The 19,562-nt window shown below is 65.3% G+C and carries 18 protein-coding genes; 10 read left to right on the top strand and 8 right to left on the bottom strand.

Annotation, left to right across the window (positions count from 1 at the left end; genetic code table 11):
• Positions 1–18: 18 nt before the first annotated feature.
• From AC6LKD_RS00175 to AC6LKD_RS00155, 5 genes are read right to left on the bottom strand one after another with little or no spacing between them, the layout of a single operon-like run.
• On the bottom strand, positions 19–1,152 hold the full coding sequence (locus tag AC6LKD_RS00175) for an acyl-CoA dehydrogenase family protein (RefSeq protein WP_492274411.1): 1,134 nt from the start codon (positions 1,150–1,152) through the stop codon (positions 19–21).
• A gap of 13 nt (positions 1,153–1,165) precedes the next feature.
• Entirely contained in the window at positions 1,166–2,350 is a 1,185-nt protein-coding gene (locus AC6LKD_RS00170; RefSeq protein ID WP_498114674.1) for an acyl-CoA dehydrogenase family protein, read from the bottom strand.
• Positions 2,351–2,376: 26 nt separating this feature from the next.
• Positions 2,377–3,240: an IclR family transcriptional regulator gene (locus AC6LKD_RS00165; protein WP_013395995.1), complete on the bottom strand. Its 864-nt coding sequence runs from the start codon at positions 3,238–3,240 to the stop codon at positions 2,377–2,379.
• A 14-nt stretch (positions 3,241–3,254) separates the two neighbouring features.
• Entirely contained in the window at positions 3,255–4,244 is a 990-nt protein-coding gene (locus AC6LKD_RS00160) for a Bug family tripartite tricarboxylate transporter substrate binding protein (protein ID WP_498114673.1), read from the bottom strand.
• Between the two features lie 37 nt (positions 4,245–4,281).
• Positions 4,282–5,811 (bottom strand): class I adenylate-forming enzyme family protein, encoded by a 1,530-nt coding sequence (locus AC6LKD_RS00155; RefSeq protein ID WP_498114672.1) that lies wholly within the window; start codon positions 5,809–5,811, stop codon positions 4,282–4,284.
• Positions 5,812–6,016: 205 nt separating this feature from the next.
• Between AC6LKD_RS00155 and AC6LKD_RS00150 the strand changes: the two genes are divergently transcribed.
• Positions 6,017–6,778, top strand: a complete 762-nt coding sequence (locus AC6LKD_RS00150; protein WP_498114671.1) for a class II aldolase/adducin family protein — start codon at positions 6,017–6,019, stop codon at positions 6,776–6,778.
• 40 nt (positions 6,779–6,818) lie between these two features.
• On the opposite strand, the gene AC6LKD_RS00145 is transcribed toward AC6LKD_RS00150, so the two are convergent.
• On the bottom strand, positions 6,819–7,328 hold the full coding sequence (locus AC6LKD_RS00145; RefSeq protein WP_013395991.1) for a DUF1993 domain-containing protein: 510 nt from the start codon (positions 7,326–7,328) through the stop codon (positions 6,819–6,821).
• Between the two features lie 137 nt (positions 7,329–7,465).
• On the opposite strand from AC6LKD_RS00145, the gene AC6LKD_RS00140 reads away from it, so the two are divergent.
• From AC6LKD_RS00140 to fhuE, 6 genes are all read left to right on the top strand, one after another.
• The gene (locus AC6LKD_RS00140; protein WP_498114670.1) at positions 7,466–8,209 is read left to right on the top strand and encodes a GntR family transcriptional regulator; all 744 of its coding nucleotides are present in this window, start codon (positions 7,466–7,468) and stop codon (positions 8,207–8,209) included.
• Positions 8,210–8,219: 10 nt separating this feature from the next.
• Positions 8,220–9,077 carry a sulfite exporter TauE/SafE family protein gene (locus tag AC6LKD_RS00135; protein ID WP_498114669.1) on the top strand — a complete coding sequence of 286 codons (858 nt, stop codon included), beginning with the start codon at positions 8,220–8,222 and terminating at the stop codon, positions 9,075–9,077.
• Entirely contained in the window at positions 9,074–9,382 is a 309-nt protein-coding gene (locus AC6LKD_RS00130; RefSeq protein WP_498114668.1) for a DUF1634 domain-containing protein, read from the top strand. The genes AC6LKD_RS00135 and AC6LKD_RS00130 overlap by 4 nt, the downstream gene beginning before the upstream one ends.
• Positions 9,383–9,453: 71 nt before the next feature.
• Complete coding sequence (locus AC6LKD_RS00125; RefSeq protein WP_041654305.1) at positions 9,454–10,242, top strand: alpha/beta fold hydrolase; 789 nt, start codon at positions 9,454–9,456, stop codon at positions 10,240–10,242.
• Between the two features lie 90 nt (positions 10,243–10,332).
• Positions 10,333–11,343, top strand: a complete 1,011-nt coding sequence (locus AC6LKD_RS00120; protein WP_498114667.1) for a Dyp-type peroxidase — start codon at positions 10,333–10,335, stop codon at positions 11,341–11,343.
• Between the two features lie 258 nt (positions 11,344–11,601).
• On the top strand, positions 11,602–13,797 hold the full coding sequence (gene fhuE, locus AC6LKD_RS00115) for a ferric-rhodotorulic acid/ferric-coprogen receptor FhuE (RefSeq protein WP_498114666.1): 2,196 nt from the start codon (positions 11,602–11,604) through the stop codon (positions 13,795–13,797).
• Positions 13,798–13,830: 33 nt separating this feature from the next.
• Here fhuE and AC6LKD_RS00110 read toward each other — a convergent pair whose 3' ends face one another.
• Positions 13,831–14,607, bottom strand: coding sequence for a bestrophin-like domain (locus tag AC6LKD_RS00110; RefSeq protein WP_013395984.1), 777 nt, complete (start codon positions 14,605–14,607; stop codon positions 13,831–13,833).
• A gap of 160 nt (positions 14,608–14,767) precedes the next feature.
• Here AC6LKD_RS00110 and AC6LKD_RS00105 point away from each other — a divergent pair, with 160 nt between their 5' ends.
• The 3 genes from AC6LKD_RS00105 to AC6LKD_RS00095 all read left to right on the top strand — a co-directional run bounded on the left by AC6LKD_RS00105 (position 14,768) and on the right by AC6LKD_RS00095 (position 18,742).
• Positions 14,768–15,817: an NADP(H)-dependent aldo-keto reductase gene (locus AC6LKD_RS00105; protein WP_498114665.1), complete on the top strand. Its 1,050-nt coding sequence runs from the start codon at positions 14,768–14,770 to the stop codon at positions 15,815–15,817.
• Positions 15,818–16,011: 194 nt separating this feature from the next.
• The gene (locus AC6LKD_RS00100; protein WP_498114664.1) at positions 16,012–16,443 is read left to right on the top strand and encodes a YciI family protein; all 432 of its coding nucleotides are present in this window, start codon (positions 16,012–16,014) and stop codon (positions 16,441–16,443) included.
• 109 nt (positions 16,444–16,552) lie between these two features.
• Complete coding sequence (locus tag AC6LKD_RS00095; RefSeq protein ID WP_498114663.1) at positions 16,553–18,742, top strand: TonB-dependent siderophore receptor; 2,190 nt, start codon at positions 16,553–16,555, stop codon at positions 18,740–18,742.
• On the opposite strand, the gene AC6LKD_RS00090 is transcribed toward AC6LKD_RS00095, so the two are convergent.
• The gene (locus tag AC6LKD_RS00090) at positions 18,732–19,550 is read right to left on the bottom strand and encodes a metallophosphoesterase (protein ID WP_041654302.1); all 819 of its coding nucleotides are present in this window, start codon (positions 19,548–19,550) and stop codon (positions 18,732–18,734) included. The two genes, AC6LKD_RS00095 and AC6LKD_RS00090, sit on opposite strands and share 11 nt — an antisense overlap.
• Positions 19,551–19,562 lie beyond the last annotated feature (12 nt).

Below are 19,562 nucleotides of genomic sequence, written 5' to 3'. Positions count from 1 at the left end.
GAATGATCAAAGCGGATGTCAGGCGTCGGCGGGCGCTGCCAAGCCTTCGGACAGCAGGGCCAGATGGTCGTCCTGCGAGCCGAAGGCCGCGTCGCAGCACAGCAGCTTGCGGTAGTAGTGGCCGATGGGATATTCGTAGGCCATGCCCATGCCGCCGTGCACCTGGATGGCCTGGCCGCCCACGTGGCGCGCGCTGCGGCCCACGGTCAGCTTGGCCAGGCTGAGATCGCGCTGCGCCTCGGCATCGCCAGCGGCGGCTTCGTCCGCGCGTAGCGCGGCCAGCAGGGTCATGGAACGCGCCCGTTCGGCCGCGATCAGCATGTCCACGTAGCGGTGCTGCAGGACTTGCAGCGCGGCCAGCGGCTTGCCGAACTGGCTGCGTTCGTGCAGGTAGTCGCGGCAGATTTCCAGCGTACGTTCGATGGCGCCCAGCGCCACCGCGCAGCTGGCCGCGAGGCCACGGTAGACGGCGCGCAGCAGGAGGGCTTGGGCTTCCTGGCCGCTGGCCAGGCAGGCCGCGGCCGGCGTGTTCTGGAACACCAGGTCGGCGCTGCGGGCGCCGTCGGCCAGCGGGGCGCCGGTACGGGTCAGCCCCGCGGCGTTGCCCTGCACCAGCAGCAGCGCCAGGCCGGCTTCGCTGCGGGCCGTCACCACCAGCCAGTCGGCGTCCGCGCCGTTGTCCACCAGCGTCTTGCGGCCGCTTACGCGCCAGCCCTCGCCGTCGCGTTCGGCGCGGGCGTTCGCCTGCAGCGGCGCGAAGCCGCGATCGGTTTCAGTCCAGGCCAGGGCCAGGCTGGCCTGGCCCGCGATTGCGGCTTCCAGCGCCTGCGCGGCAGGCGATCCCGCGGCCGCGCCCGCCAGCAGCGGCGCCGTCAATACCGCGCTGGCCAGCAGCGGTTCGGTGCTGAGCGAGGCGCCCGCGCCTTCCATCAACAGCATGGTTTCCTGCGGCCCCAGGCCCAGGCCGCCGTCGTCCTGCGGCACGGTGAGCCCCAGCCAGCCCAGTTCGCCCATGGCCTGCCAGGCGGCGCGGTCGGTCTTGGCGGGGTTGGCCAGCCGTTCGAGATGGCGGTCGAAGCCGTAAGCGGTCGAAAAATAATCGAACACGCTCGCGCGGATCATCGCTTGTTCGTCGGAGAGGTTCAGATTCATGGCGTGTCCTTGCTTATTTCTGGAATCGGCTCTTGGCGATCACGGACTTCTGGATTTCGGAGCTGCCGCCGTAAATCGTGGCCACGCGGTTGAACAGGTGGTCGCCCAGCAGGCCGTGCGCCGTGGCGTCGCCGATGGGCGACTGGGTGTAGCGGCCGGTGTAGACCATGCCGTAGCGGCCGGCGAGGTCCAGCAGCAGTTCGGTCAGGGCCTGGCAGATCTCGGAGCCTTCGATCTTCAGCATGGAAGAATCGGCGACGTCGAAGCCGGATCCCGGGCGGTAGGCCGACAAGGCGCGCAACTCGGTCAATTCCAGTGCGCGCAGGCGCGCTTCGATGTCGCACAGGCGCTGGCGGTAGATCGGGTTGTCGATGGGACGGCTGCCGTCGGCCAGCGGATGCGAGGCCAGGCGTTGCGCGCGCACCAGCTGCATGCGCGAGCGGCCGACGCGGGCGATCATGGCGCGCTCGTGGCCGAGCAGGAACTTGGCGTAGGTCCAGCCTTCGCCTTCCTTGCCGACCAGGCCGGACTTCGGCACGCGGACGTCGTTGAAGAACACTTCGCAGATGCTGGCGCCTTCATCGATGGTGCGCACCGGCCGGACCTCGATGCCCGGGGTCTTCATGTCGAGCAGCAGGAAGGAAATGCCTTGCTGTGGCTTGCCGGTGTCGCTGGTGCGGGCCAGGCAGAACATCATGTCGGCATGGCGCCCGTGGGTGGTCCAGGCTTTCTGGCCATTGAGCAGATAGTGGTCGCCGCAATCGACCGCGCGGGTGCGCAGCGAGGCCAGGTCGGAGCCGGCGTTGGGTTCCGAAAAGCCCTGGCACCACCAGGTTTCAGAACCGAGTATGGCGGGCAGGTATTGCGCCTTCTGCTCGTCCGAACCGAAGGTGTAGATCACCGGGCCGACCATGGAAATGCCGAATGGAATGGTCTCGGGCGCGCATTGCAGGGCCAGCTCGTGCAGGAAGATGCGCTGTTTTCCCAGGCTCCAGCCGGTGCCGCCGTATTGCACGGGCCATGCCGGCGCGATCCAGCCCTGGCGGTGCAGATGCCGCTGCCAATCCACGTATTCGTGTTTCTCCAGTTTCTCGCCATACAGCACTTTGCGGCGGACGCCTTCGGGCAGGTGGGCCTGCGCGAAGCTGCGGACTTCCTGGCGGAATTCCCGCTCTTCAGGCGTGATTTCAATATCCATGGTGATGATCGCTCTATGGGGCGCCTTCAGATCGGCGAAATGGGATGGGCGGCCTTGATGTGTATGGGGACATCGGGCAGAAATTCGGCGGCAACTTCATTGACCGTGCGGGGGATATCGCGCAGGCGCGCGGCCACGTCCTGGCGCGTGCCGGCGATGGCCAGGCCCATCAGCCCGGTGTGGTCGCCGGCGCCTGGGTCGGTGACCAGCGCGAAGGAGAAGGAGGCGCGGTTGGCGCTTTGCAGCCGGTGCGAGTAGACGAAGCCGGCGCTGCGGGCCTTGTCGACAATGGTCAGGACCTGGCGCAGGGTCGTCACCGGCGATTCGTGCTCGGCGCGCGCCAGGCAGACGCTGGCAATGGCGCAGACTTCGTCGTCGGGCAACTGCGCCAGCAGCGCGTAGCCCAGGCCAGTGTCGATCAGTGGACGCACTACGCCGATGGGGACTTGGGTCTTGCGGTCCTTGGCGCCGTAGAGCACGTGGGCGTACTGCACATAGCGGCCGCTGCGCTGGCCGAGGATGATGCTCAGGCCCAGCCGTTCGCCCAGTGCGCGCATGGCCAGGCGCAGGTTGCTGCGGGGCAGGGCCAGGTCATGCACCCAGCCGCCCAGCATGTTGAGCCGCAGGCTGGGCATGTAGGTGCCATCGTCCGGGTTGTGGCACAGATAGCCCATGCGCATCAGCGTCTGCACCAGCATCCAGGTGCTGGACTGCGGATAGCCGCTGGCGCGCACGATCTCCGCCAGCGTGACGGGCCGTCCGAGCTGTTCGAGCAGCTCGATCAGTTCGAGCACGCGCTGGGCCGACTTCACCGAGCGCTGGCCCAGGTCGCGCGTGCTGTCCTTGATGGACGCGTCAGGAAGTTCGAGCCGGCGAGATGAACGGGACATGGCGTGCCTCGGGATCAGTCGGTGCGGATATTGGCCTTGTCTGCCAGTTCTGCCCAGCGCTTCAGATCGGTCTGGAAGAACGTGGCGAAGGTCTTGGGATCGCTGCCCACGGGATCCAGGTTCATGCCGACGAGCTTGGACTGGACCTCGGGCGCCTTGACCGCGTCGGCGATCTGCGTCGACATGGCCTGGACGATGGCGTCGGGCGTGCCCTTGGCCGCGAACAGGCCGAACCAGGCGCCCAGGTTGAAGCCCTGGTAGCCCAGTTCCGTCATGGTGGGCGTCTGCGGCAGGGTCGCCATGCGCTTGTCGCCGGTCACGGCCAGCACGCGCAGGCGGTCGGAATTCAGGTGCGGCAGGGCCGAGCCGATGTCGGGAAAGGCGAAGGAGACCACGCCGCCCAGCAGGTCGGACATCATGGGCGCAGCGCCCTTGTACGGCACGTGTTGGGCGCTGGTCTTGGTTTCCTGCAGGAACTGGGCGCCCAGGAAATGGCCGGTCGAACCGTTGCCGTAGGACCCGTAGCTGTATTTCTGGGGAGCGGCGCGCAGCGCTTCCACCAGGGCCTTGACCGAATCCACGTCCACGCTGCTGCGATTGACCACCAGCACGTTGGAGGAACGGGCGACCAGGGATACCGGAATGAAGTCGCGGTCCACCTGATACGGGATCTTGACCGTCGAGGTCGCCGGCAGCTGCGACATGGTGGTGAAACCCAGCATGAAGGTATAGCCGTCGGTCGGCGCGCCCAGCACGGCATTGCCGGCGATCACGCCCGAGCCGCCGGCGCGGTTTTCGACCACGATCGGTTGCTTGAGCACGCCGCCGATGTGCTGGGCCAACAGGCGCGCAACCGTGTCGGCCCCGCCGCCTGCGGCGCTGGGCACGATGAAGCGGATCGGCTTCTCGGGCCAGGCGTTGTCGGCCGCCTGCGCCGGCAGGCTGCAAACCGCGGCCAGGGCGGCGGCGGCCGCCAGGAAATGCCTGCGTGCTGCGAATTTCATGGTTGTCTCCTGTGGATGGATATTTTGTTTTGGTAAGTCAATTGCAATGCGCGCGCGCCATGTCGACGACGGCCTTGCGGAGGATCTTTCCATTATCTGCCGCTGGCAGCCTGGAAAGCAGGATGATTTTCTGCGGGCGCTTGTAGGGCGCGAGGCGCTCGCGCGCAAAGGCCTGCAAGGCTTCCGCCTCGATGCTGAGGCCGTCCTCCGCTTCGACGAAGGCGATGATCTGCTCGTCGCCGTCAAGCGGCACGCCGACCACGCAGGATTGGCGCACGCCGGCATAGGCGTTGAGCGCGGCCTCGACTTCGCTGGGGTAGACGTTGAAGCCGGAACGGATGATCAGGTCCTTGATCCGGCCCATCACGAACAGCGCGCCGTCCGGCTCCGCGCGCAGCAGGTCGCCGGTGCGCAGCCAGCCCGCGGCGTCCAGCGCCTGCGCGGTCTGCTCGGGCGCCTTGTAATAGCCCTTCATGATGTTGGGGCCGCGCACTTGCAGTTCGCCGACTTCCCCGGACGCCACTTCCTGGCCGTCTTCACCGACGATGCGGGCCTGCATGCCCGGAATCAGATAACCCACGCTCAGGTCGGCGCGCCGTTGGCGGTAGGGCACCATGCTGATCGTCGGCGAGGCCTCGGTGAGGCCATAGCCGTTGTTGATGGGTTCCCCGAAGATTGCTTCGATGCGCGCCTTGAGCGACGGATCCAGCGGCGCGCCGCCGCAATGCAGCAGGCGCACGCGCGGCGCGGGGATCGGCGTGCCTTGCTCATGCGCCTGCAGCAGGCGCACGTACATGGCGGGCACGCCATGCAGCATGGTGATGCCGCCGGCCAGCGCGGCGATCGCGTGCGCAACGTCGAAGCGGCTGGCCAATTGCAGCGTCGCGCCGGCGCCGAGCGCGGCCAGGGCCACGGTGCTCAGGCCATACACGTGCGAGATGGGCAGCGCCGAATAGATCCGGTCATCGCGGCTGGTGCCGCGCGCGTGGCGTGCGACGGCGGACGAATGGCCCAGGTTGGCATGCGTAAGCATCACGCCCTTGGGCGTGCCGGTGGTGCCGCTGGTGTAGATCATCACCGCCACCTGTTCGCGCGAGTCCGCCTGCGCCGGCTCGGCTTGCGCGGCGGGGTCCGCTTCGGTGCAGGCAAAGCGCAGGCCGGCAAGCTCGACCTCGCGCGCGCCATGGCGCAGGCCGTGGGCCTGGGCTTCCGTCGACAGGCCGCTGGTGGCGAGCAGCAGCCGCGGCTGGCAGTGCGCCTTGATGGCGTCGACTTCCACGCCGGTCATGCGGGCGTTGACGACCACGGCCCAGGCGTCCAGCCGGCTGCAGGCCAGCACGGCGGCCAGCTGGGTGCCGCCGCTTTCCCCGGCGATCAGCAGGCGGTCGCCAGCGCGCAGGCCCTGGGTCCGCAGATAGGCGGCCAGCGCGTCGACCACCGTGTCGAGTTCCGCATAGGTCCAGCTTCCTTCATCGGAAATCAGGGCGGTATGCGCGGCCAGGCCAGGCAGGTGCCGGCTGACCAGCTGGTGTATGCGGAAATCGGTATCGGGTAGATCAACGGACATGGTGTGGCGGGGCGTCTGTACTGGGCTGCTATTGAGCGGAATCATAGGAATGACATCTCGCCATTTCCATCACATATGTGAATTCTTCGTGAACCGCGGTGACCGCTCCTTGGCCGCGCCGCGTGCCGGCCTGGGGCAAAACGAATAAAGTGCCAGTCAGCGCCCGCGCAGTGGCCGCGGGCAATCATCGAAAAATGGAGACAGTATGGATACGGCAGGCAAGGGCGCCAGCGTGCGCGAACAGGTCAGCGCAACGGAATGGGAGGTCCGCAAGGATCTGGCGGCGCTATACCGGCTGGTGGCGCTGTTCGGCTGGGATGACCTGATCTTCACCCACATCACGGCCAAGGTGCCCGGGACCGAACACTTCCTGATCAACCCCTACGGCATGATGTTCGACGAGATCACCGCATCCAGCCTGGTCAAGATCGACCTCGATGGGCGCAAGGTCATGGACTCGGAATACGACATCAATCCGGCCGGCTTCACCATCCACAGCTGTATCCACGCGGCCCGCAAGGACGCCATGTGCGTGCTGCACACGCATTCCATCAACGGGGTGGCGGTGTCGGCGCAGAAGGCCGGGTTGCTGCCGCTGTCGCAGTTCGCGTTCATCGTGCTGCGCTCGCTCAGCTACCACGACTACGAAGGCCTGGCGTTGAATCCCGAGGAACAACCGCGGCTGGTGCGGGACCTGGGCAGCAATTCTTATCTCATCCTGCGCAACCACGGCCTGTTGACCGTGGGGCAGAGCATGGCCGAAGCCTTCCAGGCCATGCACCGGCTGGAGGCCGCCTGCATGGTGCAGGTGCGGGCCCAGGCCGGCGGCGAGCTGACCTACATACCGCCCGACATCCTGAAGAACGCGACGGTGGAATCGCAGGCCGACCGCGCGCACAAGGCCATGCTGGCCTGGCCGGGCTTGCTGCGCCGGCTGGATCGCCGCAACCCCGGCTACGCGGAGTAGCGGCGATGCGGGCCCCGTGGCAGGGGCCCGCAGTGGTGGATCAATACTTGCCCATGTAATCGCGCTTGCCGATTTCCACGCCGTTGTGGCGCAGGATGTCGTAGGCCGTGGTGACGTGGAAGAAGAACTGCGGCAGGCCATAGTGCAGCAGGTAGGCGCTGCCGCTCAGCTTCTTTTCCTTCGGCGTGCCAGGGCGCAGCACGATCTCGCGGGCTTCGCTCTGCGCGAACTGTTCCGGGCCGAAGGAACCCAGGTGCTCCAAGGTCTTGGCGATCAGGGCCTGCAGGCCGGCGAAGCTGGCTTCGCTGTCCGGCCACGACGGCACTTCCGCGCCGGCCAGGCGCGAGGCGATGCCTTTGGCAAAATCCGACGCGATCTGCACCTGACGCGCCAGCGGGAACATGTCGGGGAACAGGCGGGCGCCGAGATAGGCGTCCGGATCGATGTTCTTTTCCGTGGCCTGGGCTTCCGCCTTCTTCAGCACATCGGACAGGGCCGACAGCATTTGCGTCAGGACGGGAACGGAGGCGCTGTGCATGAAACTGCTCATATCGTGTCTCGCTTGAGAGTGGGCGCCGGCGCGGGAGGCGCCGGCCGGGCCTGCGAAGACTACCAGTTGCTGGCGACTCCGTTGTAACGCGGGGAGTTGCTTGCATCATCATGACATCATGATGTTATGATGTCTTCATGCAAAATCAATCCGAAAATGCGCCTCTCTATGCCCGGATGGAAACGGCACTGGCCGCGGAAATCGCGGCCGGCAGCCTGGCGCGGGGCAGCCAATTGCCGACGGAAGACCAACTGATCGAGCGCTTCGCCGTCAGTCGCACCACGGTGCGCAAGGCGGTGGAAAACCTGGTTGCCCGCGGGCTGGTGGAAATCCGGCGCGGCAAGGGCACGTTCGTCACGGAACCCAAGTTGACGCAGGCGCTGACGGCGCTGAGCGGATTCGTCGAAGACATGGACGCGCTCGGCCGCCAGGCCACGGCGCGCCTGCTGGACAAGCGGCCGGTGCCGGCCACGGCAGACGTCGCGCGCCAGCTGGGCGTGACGCGTGGCGCGCAGGTCTACCGCATCGAGCGCGTGCGGCTGGCGGACGGCGTGGCCATGTCGTTCGATGAAACCTATCTGCCGCTGGACATAGGCGTAAAGGTTGCCAGCAACGACCTGGAAGCCGAACCCATCTTCGACCTGCTGGAATTGCGCTACGACCTGCCGCTGATCGAGGCCGAATACCAGCTTGAAGCGGTGACGGCGGACGAGCGCGTCGCGCAGGCGCTGGGCGTTGCCGTGGGCAGCCCGATCTTCCTGATCGAGCGCACTTCCTACACCGAGGGACAGCGGCCGGTCGACTACGAGAAGCTGTATTACCGCGGCGACCTGATCCGGTTCACCACCCGCCTCTCGCGGCAACCGCGCAAGCGGGCCTGAGCCGGCGGCCATGGAGACGTCGACCCTTTTCTGGCTGTTCGCCGCCGCTTTCGGCGCCAGCGCGCTGGGCGGGGTGCTGGGGATGGCCAGCGGCATCTTCATCGTGCCCATCCTGACGCTGTTGTTCGGCGTGGACATCCATGTGGCCATCGGCGCCAGCATCATCTCGGTGATTGCCTGTTCCTGCGGCAGCGCCGCGCCATTCCTGAAGGGGCGGCTGACCAACGTCCGGCTGGCGATCGTGCTGGAGACCGCCACCACGCTGGGCGCGCTGACCGGCGTGTTTCTCATCGGCATTGTCTCCACCGAATTCCTCTACGGTTTGTTCGCCGCCATCCTGGCCGTGTCCGCGCAGCAGATGCTGGCACGTCGCCGCGAGGCCGTGGCAATCGCGCCCGACGCCGCAAGCTGGGCCACGGCGTTGCGCCTGCATTCCAGCTTTCCCGACCGAGCGCAGGGCCGCGAGGTGCACTATCAGGTGGACCGCGTGCCGCTGGGCCTGTCGCTGATGTATGGCGCGGGCCTGATTTCGGCCTTGCTCGGCATAGGCTCGGGCGTGCTCAAGATCCCCGCCATGGACGCCGCGCTGAAGCTGCCGATCAAGGTCTCGTCCGCCACTTCCAACTTCATGATCGGCGTGACGGCCGCAGCCAGCGCGGGCGCCTACTTCGTGCGCGGCGACATCGACATCGGCATCGCCGGTCCCGTCGCGCTGGGTTCGGTTGCGGGCGCGCTGCTGGGCGCCCGCCTGCTGATGGGCCTGCCTGCGGACAAGCTGCGCCTCTTCTTCGTGATCGTGCTGTCCCTGCTGGCGGTGCAGATGTTGCTGAGCGCGCTGGGGGTGCATATTCCGGGAGGTCCGGCATGACGCAGGCGGCAGACAGGCAGGCGCGGCGCGACCGTGTCATCGCCGGATTGCTCTGGTATGGAACATGGATTGCCTCGGCTCTCATCGCCGCGGGCATGGCAATTGATTTCCTGCCGCAAGTGCCGGCCGGCTTGCGCGCGCTCGAACTGGTCAGGGCCGGAGTGGCCCTCTTCATCCTGCTGCCGGTGGCGCGGGTGGCGCTGATGCTGGCCATCTTCCTGCGCGAACGCGACTACGCCTACATGGCGATTTCCGCGCTGGTGCTGCTCATCATTGCAGCCGGCGTGGTGTCCGGGCTGCGGTGAGGCTGCGGGCTTTCCTATAATCGGAGCGCGGTGCGATGGCGCATCGCCGCATACTCTCCCCAGGACTTTTCATGCTTGCCATTACCAGCCAGGATGTCTACGTGCACACCAGCCAGGGCCGTCTTTACGCGCGGCGCTGGGACCCCGCAGGGGAGGCGGTGGCCGCGGCGCCCATCGTGATGTTCCACGATTCGCTGGGTTGCGTGGAATTGTGGCGGGATTTCCCCGAACAGTTGGCGCAAGCGACCGGACGCAGCGTCATCGCCTACGACCGTCTGGGTTTTGGCCGCTCCGATCCCAATACGGCAGTGTTCGAGCCTGGCTTTGTGGAAGACGAGGCCCGCGAGGGGTTCCGCAGCCTGCGCGAAGAACTGAACATCGGCGCCTTCGTGGGGTTCGGCCACAGCGTGGGCGGCGGCATGGCCGTCTGCAGCGCCGGCGTGTACGCCGACGATTGCCGCGCGCTGATCACCGAGTCGGCGCAGATGTTTGCGGAAGACCGCACGCTGGAAGGCATACGCGCGGCCAAACAGAGCTTTGCGGAACCCGGCCAACTGGACCGCCTGAAGAAGTACCACGGCGAAAAAGCCGCATGGGTGCTGGGCGCCTGGATCGACACCTGGCTGTCGCCGGACTTCGCCGATTGGAACCTGGACGAGCAACTGCGCCAGGTCCGTTGCCCGGTGCTGGCCTTGCACGGCGAAGTCGACGAATACGGCTCCCCCAGGCATCAGGACAAGCTCGTCGCCCTGGCGGGCGCGCGCCCCTTGCTGCTGGAGAACTGCGGCCATGTCCCCCACCGTGAACAAAGCCGCATCGTGCTGGACGTGGTGAGCGAATGGTTGAGGGCGGTGCCCTGACGAACCCGGTGCATTCATCCACAGTCCGCGCTTAGAATCGGACTAGCCTTTCCGCGCCGCCGCGCTCGTTTTCTTGAGGTCCCAGATCCGATGTCCGACCGTCAACCCGAATCCCAAGCCGTACACAACACGACCACCCGCCACGCGATTTTCATCGTCGCCACGCTCAACCAGGGGGCTGCCGCCGCAGGTACCGTGCGCGACTGGTGCGCCGATATCGCAGGCGTCGTCCGCACGGTGTCCACGCGCGCGCCCGAGCAGAATCTTTCCTGTGTCACCGCCTTCGGCTCCACGGCCTGGGACACGCTTTTCGGCGCGCCGCGCCCAGCTGCGCTGCATCCTTTCCGCGAATTTGGCGCGGGCGAGCGCCTGGCCGTCGCTACCCCGGGAGACCTGCTGCTGCACATCCGCGCGGATTCGATGGATTTTTGTTTCGAGCTGGCGACCTTGCTGCTAGGCGGGCTGGGCGATGCCGTGACCGTCGTCGATGAAGTCCATGGCTTCCGCTACTTCGACCGGCGCGCCATCATCGGCTTCGTGGACGGGACCGAGAACCCGGAAGGACGCGAGGCGTTCGACTTCACCGTCATCGGCGACGAGGACGCCGAGTTCGCCGGCGGCAGCTATGTGCTGGTGCAGAAATACCTGCACGACATGGCGGCATGGAACGCGTTGACGGTGGAGGGCCAAGAAGGCGTCATCGGCCGCCACAAGTGGTCCAACGTCGAACTCGACGATGACATCAAACCTACGTCTTCGCACAGCGCCCTGACCACCATCGAGGAAAACGGCCAGGAACTGAAGATCCTGCGCGACAACATGCCATTCGGCAGGCCGGGGGCAGGGGAGTTCGGTACCTATTTCATCGGCTACGCGCGTTCGCCGCGTCCCATTGAACTGATGCTGGAGAACATGTTCGTCGGGCGTCCACCCGGCAACTACGACCGCCTGCTCGACTTCAGTCACGCGGTCACGGGCGGCCTGTTCTTCGTGCCTTCGGCAGATTTGCTGGAAGAACTCGCGGAGCGCAGTCCGGCGGCCTGTACGGATGCGGGCGAGCCTGCGGCGTCGGCGCTCGCATCGGCGGGCAAGGCCAACTAAAGCGCATCGAGGCGCAGCCTTGGCTGCGCCAGCAAAAATTCCTGGCGCGGCCGCGATGGTGGCCGCGCCAGTTTTCATTCTGACCATGCCACGCGAAGTCGTTTCACGGTCCGGGCAGCGCGCCTCTTGCCGCGATTATGTCCCCAAAAATCGCGCCTTTCTGCGCGGTAGTTTTAGCTTTATCAATAAAGCACCTGAGAATCGTTTGCATTACACTTTCTTCCGATTTGAAGTTTCAAACAGGGAAAGGAAGCCAACATGCAACACCTCAGGCCTGCCGGCCGCGCTCGTCTCATCCGTCCGCGCTTTGTCCTGCGGCGCACGCCATGCCTGGTGCTGATGGCGCTGGCATGCGGCGTAGCCGCCGCGCAGGAGGAGGGCGTGGCCACCTTGCCGTCCATGCAGGTGGTCGGCAATGCAGACAATACGACCACCGAGGGTACCGGTTCGTATACGCCGCGCGCCACCGCCGCCAGCACGGGGCTGCCGCTGACATTACGCGAAACGCCGCAGTCGGTCACGGTAGTCACGCGCCAACGCATGGATGACGAGAACATGCTGTCGCTGGTCGACGTGATGGCGAGCACACCGGGTATTTCGGTGCAGAACTATGACAGCGAGCGCTATTCGTTCAATTCGCGCGGGTTCAGCGTCAGCAACTACATGTATGACGGCATCCCGACGAGCTTCGACACGGGTTACGCAGCGGGCGAATCATCGCTTGACCCCATCATCTACGACCGCGTCGAAGTGGTGCGCGGCGCGACCGGTTTGCTGACCGGTGCAGGCAATCCGTCCGCATCGATCAACCTGGTGCGCAAGCGCGCCACCAGCCGCGAGTTCAAGGCGGACATGAGCGTCAGCGCCGGGAACTGGGACACCTACCGCGCCACCGTGGATCTGTCGACGCCGCTTAACGCTGCCGGCAGCGTGCGCGGGCGCATCGTCTCGGCCTACCAGGACAATCATTCCTACCTGGACGGCTACCAAAACCGCAAGAAGATCTTCTACGGCGTGGTGGACGCCGACATCACTTCCCGCACGACGCTGAGCGTGGGTTTCAATTATCAGGACAACGATCCGAAACGCAGCAGTTGGGGCGGCTTCCCGCTATGGTATGCGGACGGCGGCCGCACCGACTGGAGCCGATCGCTGAACACGGGCGCGGATTGGTCGTCGTGGGGCAGCACCACCCAGGGGGCCTTCGCCAGTCTGGAGCACCGCTTCGACAACGGCTGGACCGTCAACGCAGTGGGATCGCACTCCAAGAACGAAATGGACGCCAAGCTCCTTTATCTCTATGGCTGGCCCGACCGCAATACCGGCCTGGGCATGGGCGCATCGCCCAGCTGGTATCTGGGAGACCGCAAGCAGAACAGTCTGGATGTGAAGGCGTCCGGCCCATTCACACTGTTCGGCCGGCGCCACGAAGCTGTCGTGGGCGCCAGCTTCAACCGCCAGCACGGCGATTTCGACTACCGTTCGGCCCTGTCAAGCGCAGCCGTGGGCAACTTCCTGGACTGGGACGGCTCGTATCCGGAACCGGAGTGGAACAGCGACTCGGTCACCGCCAACCGCTATACCACCAAGCAGACGGGCTGGTATGGCGCCTTGCGGCTGAACCTCGCCGATCCGCTCAAGCTCATCGTGGGCGGGCGCTACAGCACGTGGGAGACGGATTCGGTCGGCTTCGGCGGCGGCAGCCGCCAAGCTTTCAAGAAGAACGAATTCACGCCCTATGCCGGGTTGCTTTACGACATCAACGATACCTATACCGCCTACGTCAGCTACACCGGAATCTTCAATCCGCAGAGCTATCAGGACCGCAGCGGTAGCTGGCTCGATCCTCTCGAGGGCAAGGCTTACGAGGCCGGCATCAAAGGCGAATTCCTGGAGGGCAAGCTGAACGCCAGCGCCGCCGTGTTCCAGATCGAGCAGGACAATGTGGCCCAGGTTGATCCGGGCTACATGGTGCCCGGCACCATCAATCAGGCTTATACCGCCGCGCAGGGCACGCGCAGCCGCGGTTTCGACCTGGAAGTCTCGGGTGAGGTGATGCCGGGCTGGAACCTGGCCGCAGGCTGGTCGCACTGGACCGCGCGCGATGGAGACGGCAACGCGATACAGACCGATCAGCCGCGCAGCCTGGTGCGCGTGTTCACGACCTATCAGTTGCCCGGCGACTGGAACCGGCTGACGGTCGGCGGCGGCGTCAACTGGCAGAGCCATGTGTACACCATGGCCACCGGACCCAATGGCGAAGAGCGCGTGGGCCAGGGCAGCTACGCGATCACCAATCTGATGGCTCGCTATCGCTTCAATCGCAACCTGAGCGCCCAGCTCAATGTGAATAACCTGTTCGACCGCAAGTACTACAGCCAGATCGGGTTTTACAGCCAGGGGGCGTGGGGTGCGGGCCGCAGCGCCATGCTGACGATGCGCTATCAGTACTGATGCGTCGGCAGCCGGGACGGGGGCGCCGCGCGCCTACCGTTCCTGCTCCAGCGTCGTCTTCATCCGCACCATGCTTTCCTGGCTGACCATGATGACGCCCGTGGCGGGCTGGTCGATGTCCAGGATGAAGGTCAGCACCAGGGAAATAAGCATGGCGAACAGGCCGGTCGAGATCAGCCGCCTGCGCTTGTGCAGTCCGGTGCCGTAGGCGATGAAGCCCATGGCGCCCGCCGTGACGATGAAGAGCAGATAGAAGACGGGCTCGGGAACGTGGTTTTCCAGCGCGACGCGGCGTTTTTCGTTGACTTGCGCCATTTCGTTGATGGCCTGGATGAACATGACCGCGGAAATCGAGGGCGGATTTTCCAGGACGCTGGCCGCGGTGCTCCGGATCTGGCGCTCGATGCGCCGCGACGCCGCGCTGGCCGCTGTCAGACGTTCCTTGTCGTTGTCGGCGTCGCTGAACTCCAGCGCCGTCGTCGTGTAGTCCAGCAACAGCTTTGCGATGGGCTCGCGGGCGGCGGGAGGCAGCAGCTGCGAACGCCAGTAGGCGTTGCCGATGGCGTTGGCCTCTTCCAGCACCAGGTTCTTGCGCGTCTCGAAGCGCGTTACCGACATCGCGAAGGTAAAGCCCAGCAGCAGCGCCAGCAGGCCCAGCAGGGCGGTCTGGAGCGCGCCGATATGGGTCTTGGCGGCGTCGTCGGAGGCCCGGCGGCGCTTGCGTCCCAGCTGGAAGCCCAGCTCGATGATGGCCAGGCAAACGATGACGCAGATGAAGAACACATAGGTTTCATCAATTTCGCGCAGCACGTCGATTCCTGGTGGTTATTTGGGGATAAAGCGTATGCCGAGAGGAATGCGGCGGGCAAGGGGCGAATAACCCGCAGCCGGAGCGAGTTGCCAGGTTCTTGAAAACCGTCTTGGAGTAAGGTGTCGCTTCCCTTGTAAGCGACACCGCACGGAGCAGAAATTGAAATACCGCAAACTCGGCCGTACCGACCTGGATGTCAGCCTGATCGGACTGGGCACCATGACCTGGGGCGAGCAGAACACCGAAGCCGAGGCGCACCAGCAGCTGGACTACGCCCTGGAGCGTGGCATCAATCTGGTTGACGTCGCCGAGATGTATCCGGTGCCTCCCAAACCCGAAACGCAAGGCTTGACCGAGACCTATATCGGCACCTGGCTGGCGCGCAGCAAGCGCCGCCAGGACATCGTGCTGGCCAGCAAGGTTGCGGGCCCGGTACGCGACGCCAAGCGCCCCGGCCACATCCGCGACGGCAAGACCCATCTGGACCGCAAGAATCTGACCGCGGCCCTGGACGCCAGCCTGAAGCGCCTGCAGACGGATTACCTGGACCTGTATCAGCTGCATTGGCCGGACCGTACCACCGCCACCTTCGGCAAGCTGTCCTATCCCTGGGTCCAGGATGAATACACCGTGCCGATCGAGGAAACGCTGGAGGTGCTGCAGGACTTCGTGCGCGCCGGCAAGGTGCGCCACATCGGCGTGTCCAATGAAACGCCCTGGGGCGTGGGGCAGTTCCTGCGCCATGCCGAGAACAAGGGCCTGCCGCGCATCGCGACCATCCAGAACGCCTACAGCCTGCTGAACCGCGTCTACGAGATCGGACTGTCGGAGTACTCGCACCACGAAGGCGTGGGCCTGCTGGCCTATTCGCCGCTGGCCATGGGCATGCTTTGCGGCAAGTACCTGGACGGCGCGCGCCCGGCCGGCGCCCGCCTGACGCTGTACACGCGCTTCACCCGCTACAGCAACGAGCAGGCCGAGGCCGCCACCCGCGCCTACGTCGAACTGGCGCGCGCGCATGGCATTTCGCCTACCCACCTGGCCCTGGCCTGGGTCAACCAACGCCCCTTCGTCACCAGCAACCTGATCGGCGCCACGACGCTGGAACAGCTGAAGGAAAACATCGACAGCGTGGACGTGACCCTGTCGGCGGAGGTGCTGGAGGCGATCGACAAGATCCACGCCCGCCAGCCGAATCCGGCGCCGTGACGGGCTGATCGCCCCGTCCGCGATGGTGGCCGGGACCCATGATGCTCCTCGGGGCGTCATGGGTTTTTTCATGGAAAATTGCGCCGATCCGGCCCCGGATACATTTTTTTTCGCGGCGAATGTCGATTTCGTCTGGCGCGGTTCGTCGTGTGGATGGAGCATGCAAGTTCCACCATCCACACAAGGAGACCGAGATGCGATTCATGGTTCAAGTCAGGGCCACCGCCGATAGCGAAGCAGCGGTGATGCCTACTCAGCAGTTGTTGGCGGACATGGGGCGGTTCAATGAAGAACTGGTCAAGGCGGGCGTGATGCTGGCGGGCGACGGCCTGAAGCCGAGTTCCGAGGGCGCGCGGGTACATTTTTCCGGCAGCAGCCGGCAAGTGATAGACGGCCCCTTCGCGGAAACCAAGGAGTTGATCGCCGGCTACTGGCTCTGGGAGTGCGCCTCCCTGGAAGAGGCGATCGAATGGGTCAAGCGCTGTCCCAATCCGATGCCGGGCCCGTCCGATATCGAAATCCGCCCGCTGTACGAGGCCGAGGACTTCGGCGACGAATTCACGCCTGAGCTGCGCGCCCAGGAGGAACGGCTGCGCGACCAGTTGGAGAAAGCGTCCAAGCAGTGACCGCAATGCCTGAGCGGAATGGGGAAGTTTTCAGTTGATAATACAATTGCGAATCAGTCCTATTCATTAAAATAATTGTTTCTTCCCCTCCCGCTCTGGAGTATTCAACGTGGTCCGTCCCGCTTCCGCCAGGAAGTGCCGCGCGCGCAAGCACGCGCGGCATGCAGTTGCGCCCTATGCCCTAGCCCTGACCCTGGGCATCGTCCATTCCGCGGGCGTCCATGCCCAGGCTGCCGGCGTGCCGCCGCCCAAGGGCGCGGGGGATACGCAAGGCGTGGCCCAGTTGCCCGCAGTGACCGTCAACGCGACCTCGGTGGACGACACGCTAGAGCATCTGTCTGCGCCAGTAAACAGTGGGGCGCTGGGCAACCGCAGCCAGCTGGAGACGCCGTTTTCCACGGCCGTGGTCACCGCCGCGGATATCGAAGAGCGGCAGGTCCGCAAGCTGGGCGACGTGTTCGCCCTGGACGCATCGGTCACCGACAACAGCGCCTCCTACGGCGCCTGGGCGAGCTATCTGAGCGTGCGCGGCCTGCCGCTGGATTGGCAGAATTCCTACCGCATCGACGGCAAGCCCTTCCTTAGCTACGTCACAACCTTGCCCTACGAGCACTTCGAGCAGATCGACCTGCTCAAGGGCGCGTCTGGTTTCATGTACGGCTTCGGTTCGCCAGGTGGACTGATCAACTACGTCACCAAGAAACCGACCGATGAGCCGGTGCGCAGCATTGAACTGGGCTATGTGTCCAAGGGACTCTTGCGCGAGCACGTCGATCTGGGCGGACGCGTGGGCGGCGAGGGCAGGTTCGGCTATCGCCTGAACGCCACGCATGAAGAGGGCAATACCTACAACGGCGGTTCGCTGTACCGGGATTCGGTGTCGCTGGCGCTGGATGCGCGCCTGACCGACAAGCTGAGTTGGGACTTCCAGTCGATCTACCAGGACCGCAAGGCGATCGGCCAGGAGCCGACCATCTACGCGGGCCAGATGGCGGGTTCGGAGTTGCCGTCGCCGGTGCGCAACGACAACGGCAGATTGGTGGGCGAGGGCCCGTATGCCGACAACAAATTCCGCTTTTATTCGACCGGGTTGAAGTACCAGTTGTCTTCCGACTGGTCAGTGCGCACCGACTACAGCTACAGCTCCACCCGGACCCGCCGCAATGAATCGGTGCTGTTCCTGCAGAACCAGGCGGGCGATTACCAGGATTACCGCTCGGACTACGGCGAAGCCTATGCCTACAACCAATGGCAGGGCATGGTCGAAGGCAAGTTCAACACCGGCCCCTTGAAGCATCAGGTAGTGGCCGGCGCGTCATGGCAGAAGCAGAAGAACGACTACAGCGTCAACGGCGTGTATCAGCTGCAAGGCACGGGCAATCTGCGCTCCCAGAACACCAACACCTACTACAGCCAGGGCAGCCTGGACCTGTATCGCGCTGCCGAGATCACGCAGAAGGCGCTGTTCGCCAGCGACACCATAGACCTGACCGGCGGCTGGTCCGTGCTGGGCGGTCTGCGCTATACCAACTACGAGCAGGTCGGCTTCGATGCGGCGGGGGCGCGCAATTCGCGCTACGACAAGAACGGCGTGCTGACGCCGACGGTGGCGCTGATGTACAACATCACGCCGCAGACCATGGCCTATGCCAGCTACATCGAATCGCTGGAGCCGGGGTCGTCGGTGGGCAATACCTATGCCAACTACGGCGCGCTATTGGACCCGCTCAAGAGCAAGCAGTACGAACTGGGCATCAAGACCAACCAGGATGGCTGGGCGGCCACGGCTGCGCTGTTCCGCATCGAGAAGAAGGCGGAATACACCAATGCCGCCAATGAGCTGGTGCAGGACGGCAAGTCGATCTATCAAGGCCTGGAGTTGGGAGCGTCCACGCGCATCGCCACGAGCTGGAACGTGGGCGGCAGCCTGATGTTCCTGGACACCGAATACAAGAAGGGCTCCAGCTTCACTGGCAACCGCGTCGCGGGCGCCCCCAAGTTCGTCGCCGCCGCCCAGGTCGCATACTCGGTGCCGCAGCTGCCTGGCCTGAAGCTCAGGGCCGACGTGAAATACACCGGCAGCACCATGCTGGGCGCTTCCAACGCGGTCCAGGTACCCGACTACGCCATCGTCAACATCGGCGCCACCTACGACACGCGCATCTACGGCTACGAAACCACGTTCCGCGCGGGCATCAACAACCTGGCGGACAAGCGCTACTGGCTGTACCAATCCCCGGACTACGTGAAGGCGGGCGATCCTCGCACCTATGCCTTGAGCGCAAGTCTCAAGTTCTAGGCGCCGCTACCTCCCACAGCCGATCCGGCGCGAAGTCCTGCTGCTCTCCCTTCTTGGCGTAGCCCAGCGGATTGGCCACGATGCGGCAGCCATCCTTCACGTAGTCCTGCGGGCAGTGGAGATGGCCGTGCATCCAGACGTCGGCCAGGGGCAGCAGGGCGTCCAGGGCATTGCAGAACCCTGCGGTGCCCGGGGTGACGCCGTAGCGCGGATCGGCGCTTGCCAGCGTGGGGGCGAAGTGGGTGATGGCCACGGTCGGGCCGTCGTGGGGCACGCGCAGGGCGTCCTGCAGCCATTGCTGGCAAAGCAGCCCCTGCTCGCGCATTTGCTCGGCCATGAAGGGCGCGCCGTTGCGGCGCATCTCGGCCTTTTCCAGGTAGAAGTCGGCCGCGCGGAAAGCCTTCTCGCGCTTTTTCAGGGCCGCGCCCACCGTGTCGCCGGGGGCTGCCAGCGCGTCGAAATCCGTCCACAGCGTGGTGCCGATGAAGCGCACCCCATCGACCACCAGTGTTTCGCGTTCCAGCCAGTGGATGCCGAGTTCCTCGCAGAGCCCGCGCAGCCGCTCGTGGGTTTCGTCGAAATCCACGTTGTCGTACTCGTGGTTGCCAGGCACGTACACCACGGGCGTGGGCCAGCCCTTGTGCGGCGCATAGCTGCCCAGGCCGAAGTCGGTCCCCGTCATGAGCGAGCCGCGGCGGTAGGAGCCTATGTCTCCGGCCAGCACCAGCAGATCGGCGCCGGGCGCGGGCCGCGCCAGGAAGTCCGGGTCGGTTTCAAGGTGCAAGTCTGAGAGCAGTTGGATCTTCATAGCCGCCATCTT

The organism is Achromobacter sp. D7-1, assembly GCF_059760445.1.
This window is presented reverse-complemented; position numbering and strand designations above follow the sequence as displayed.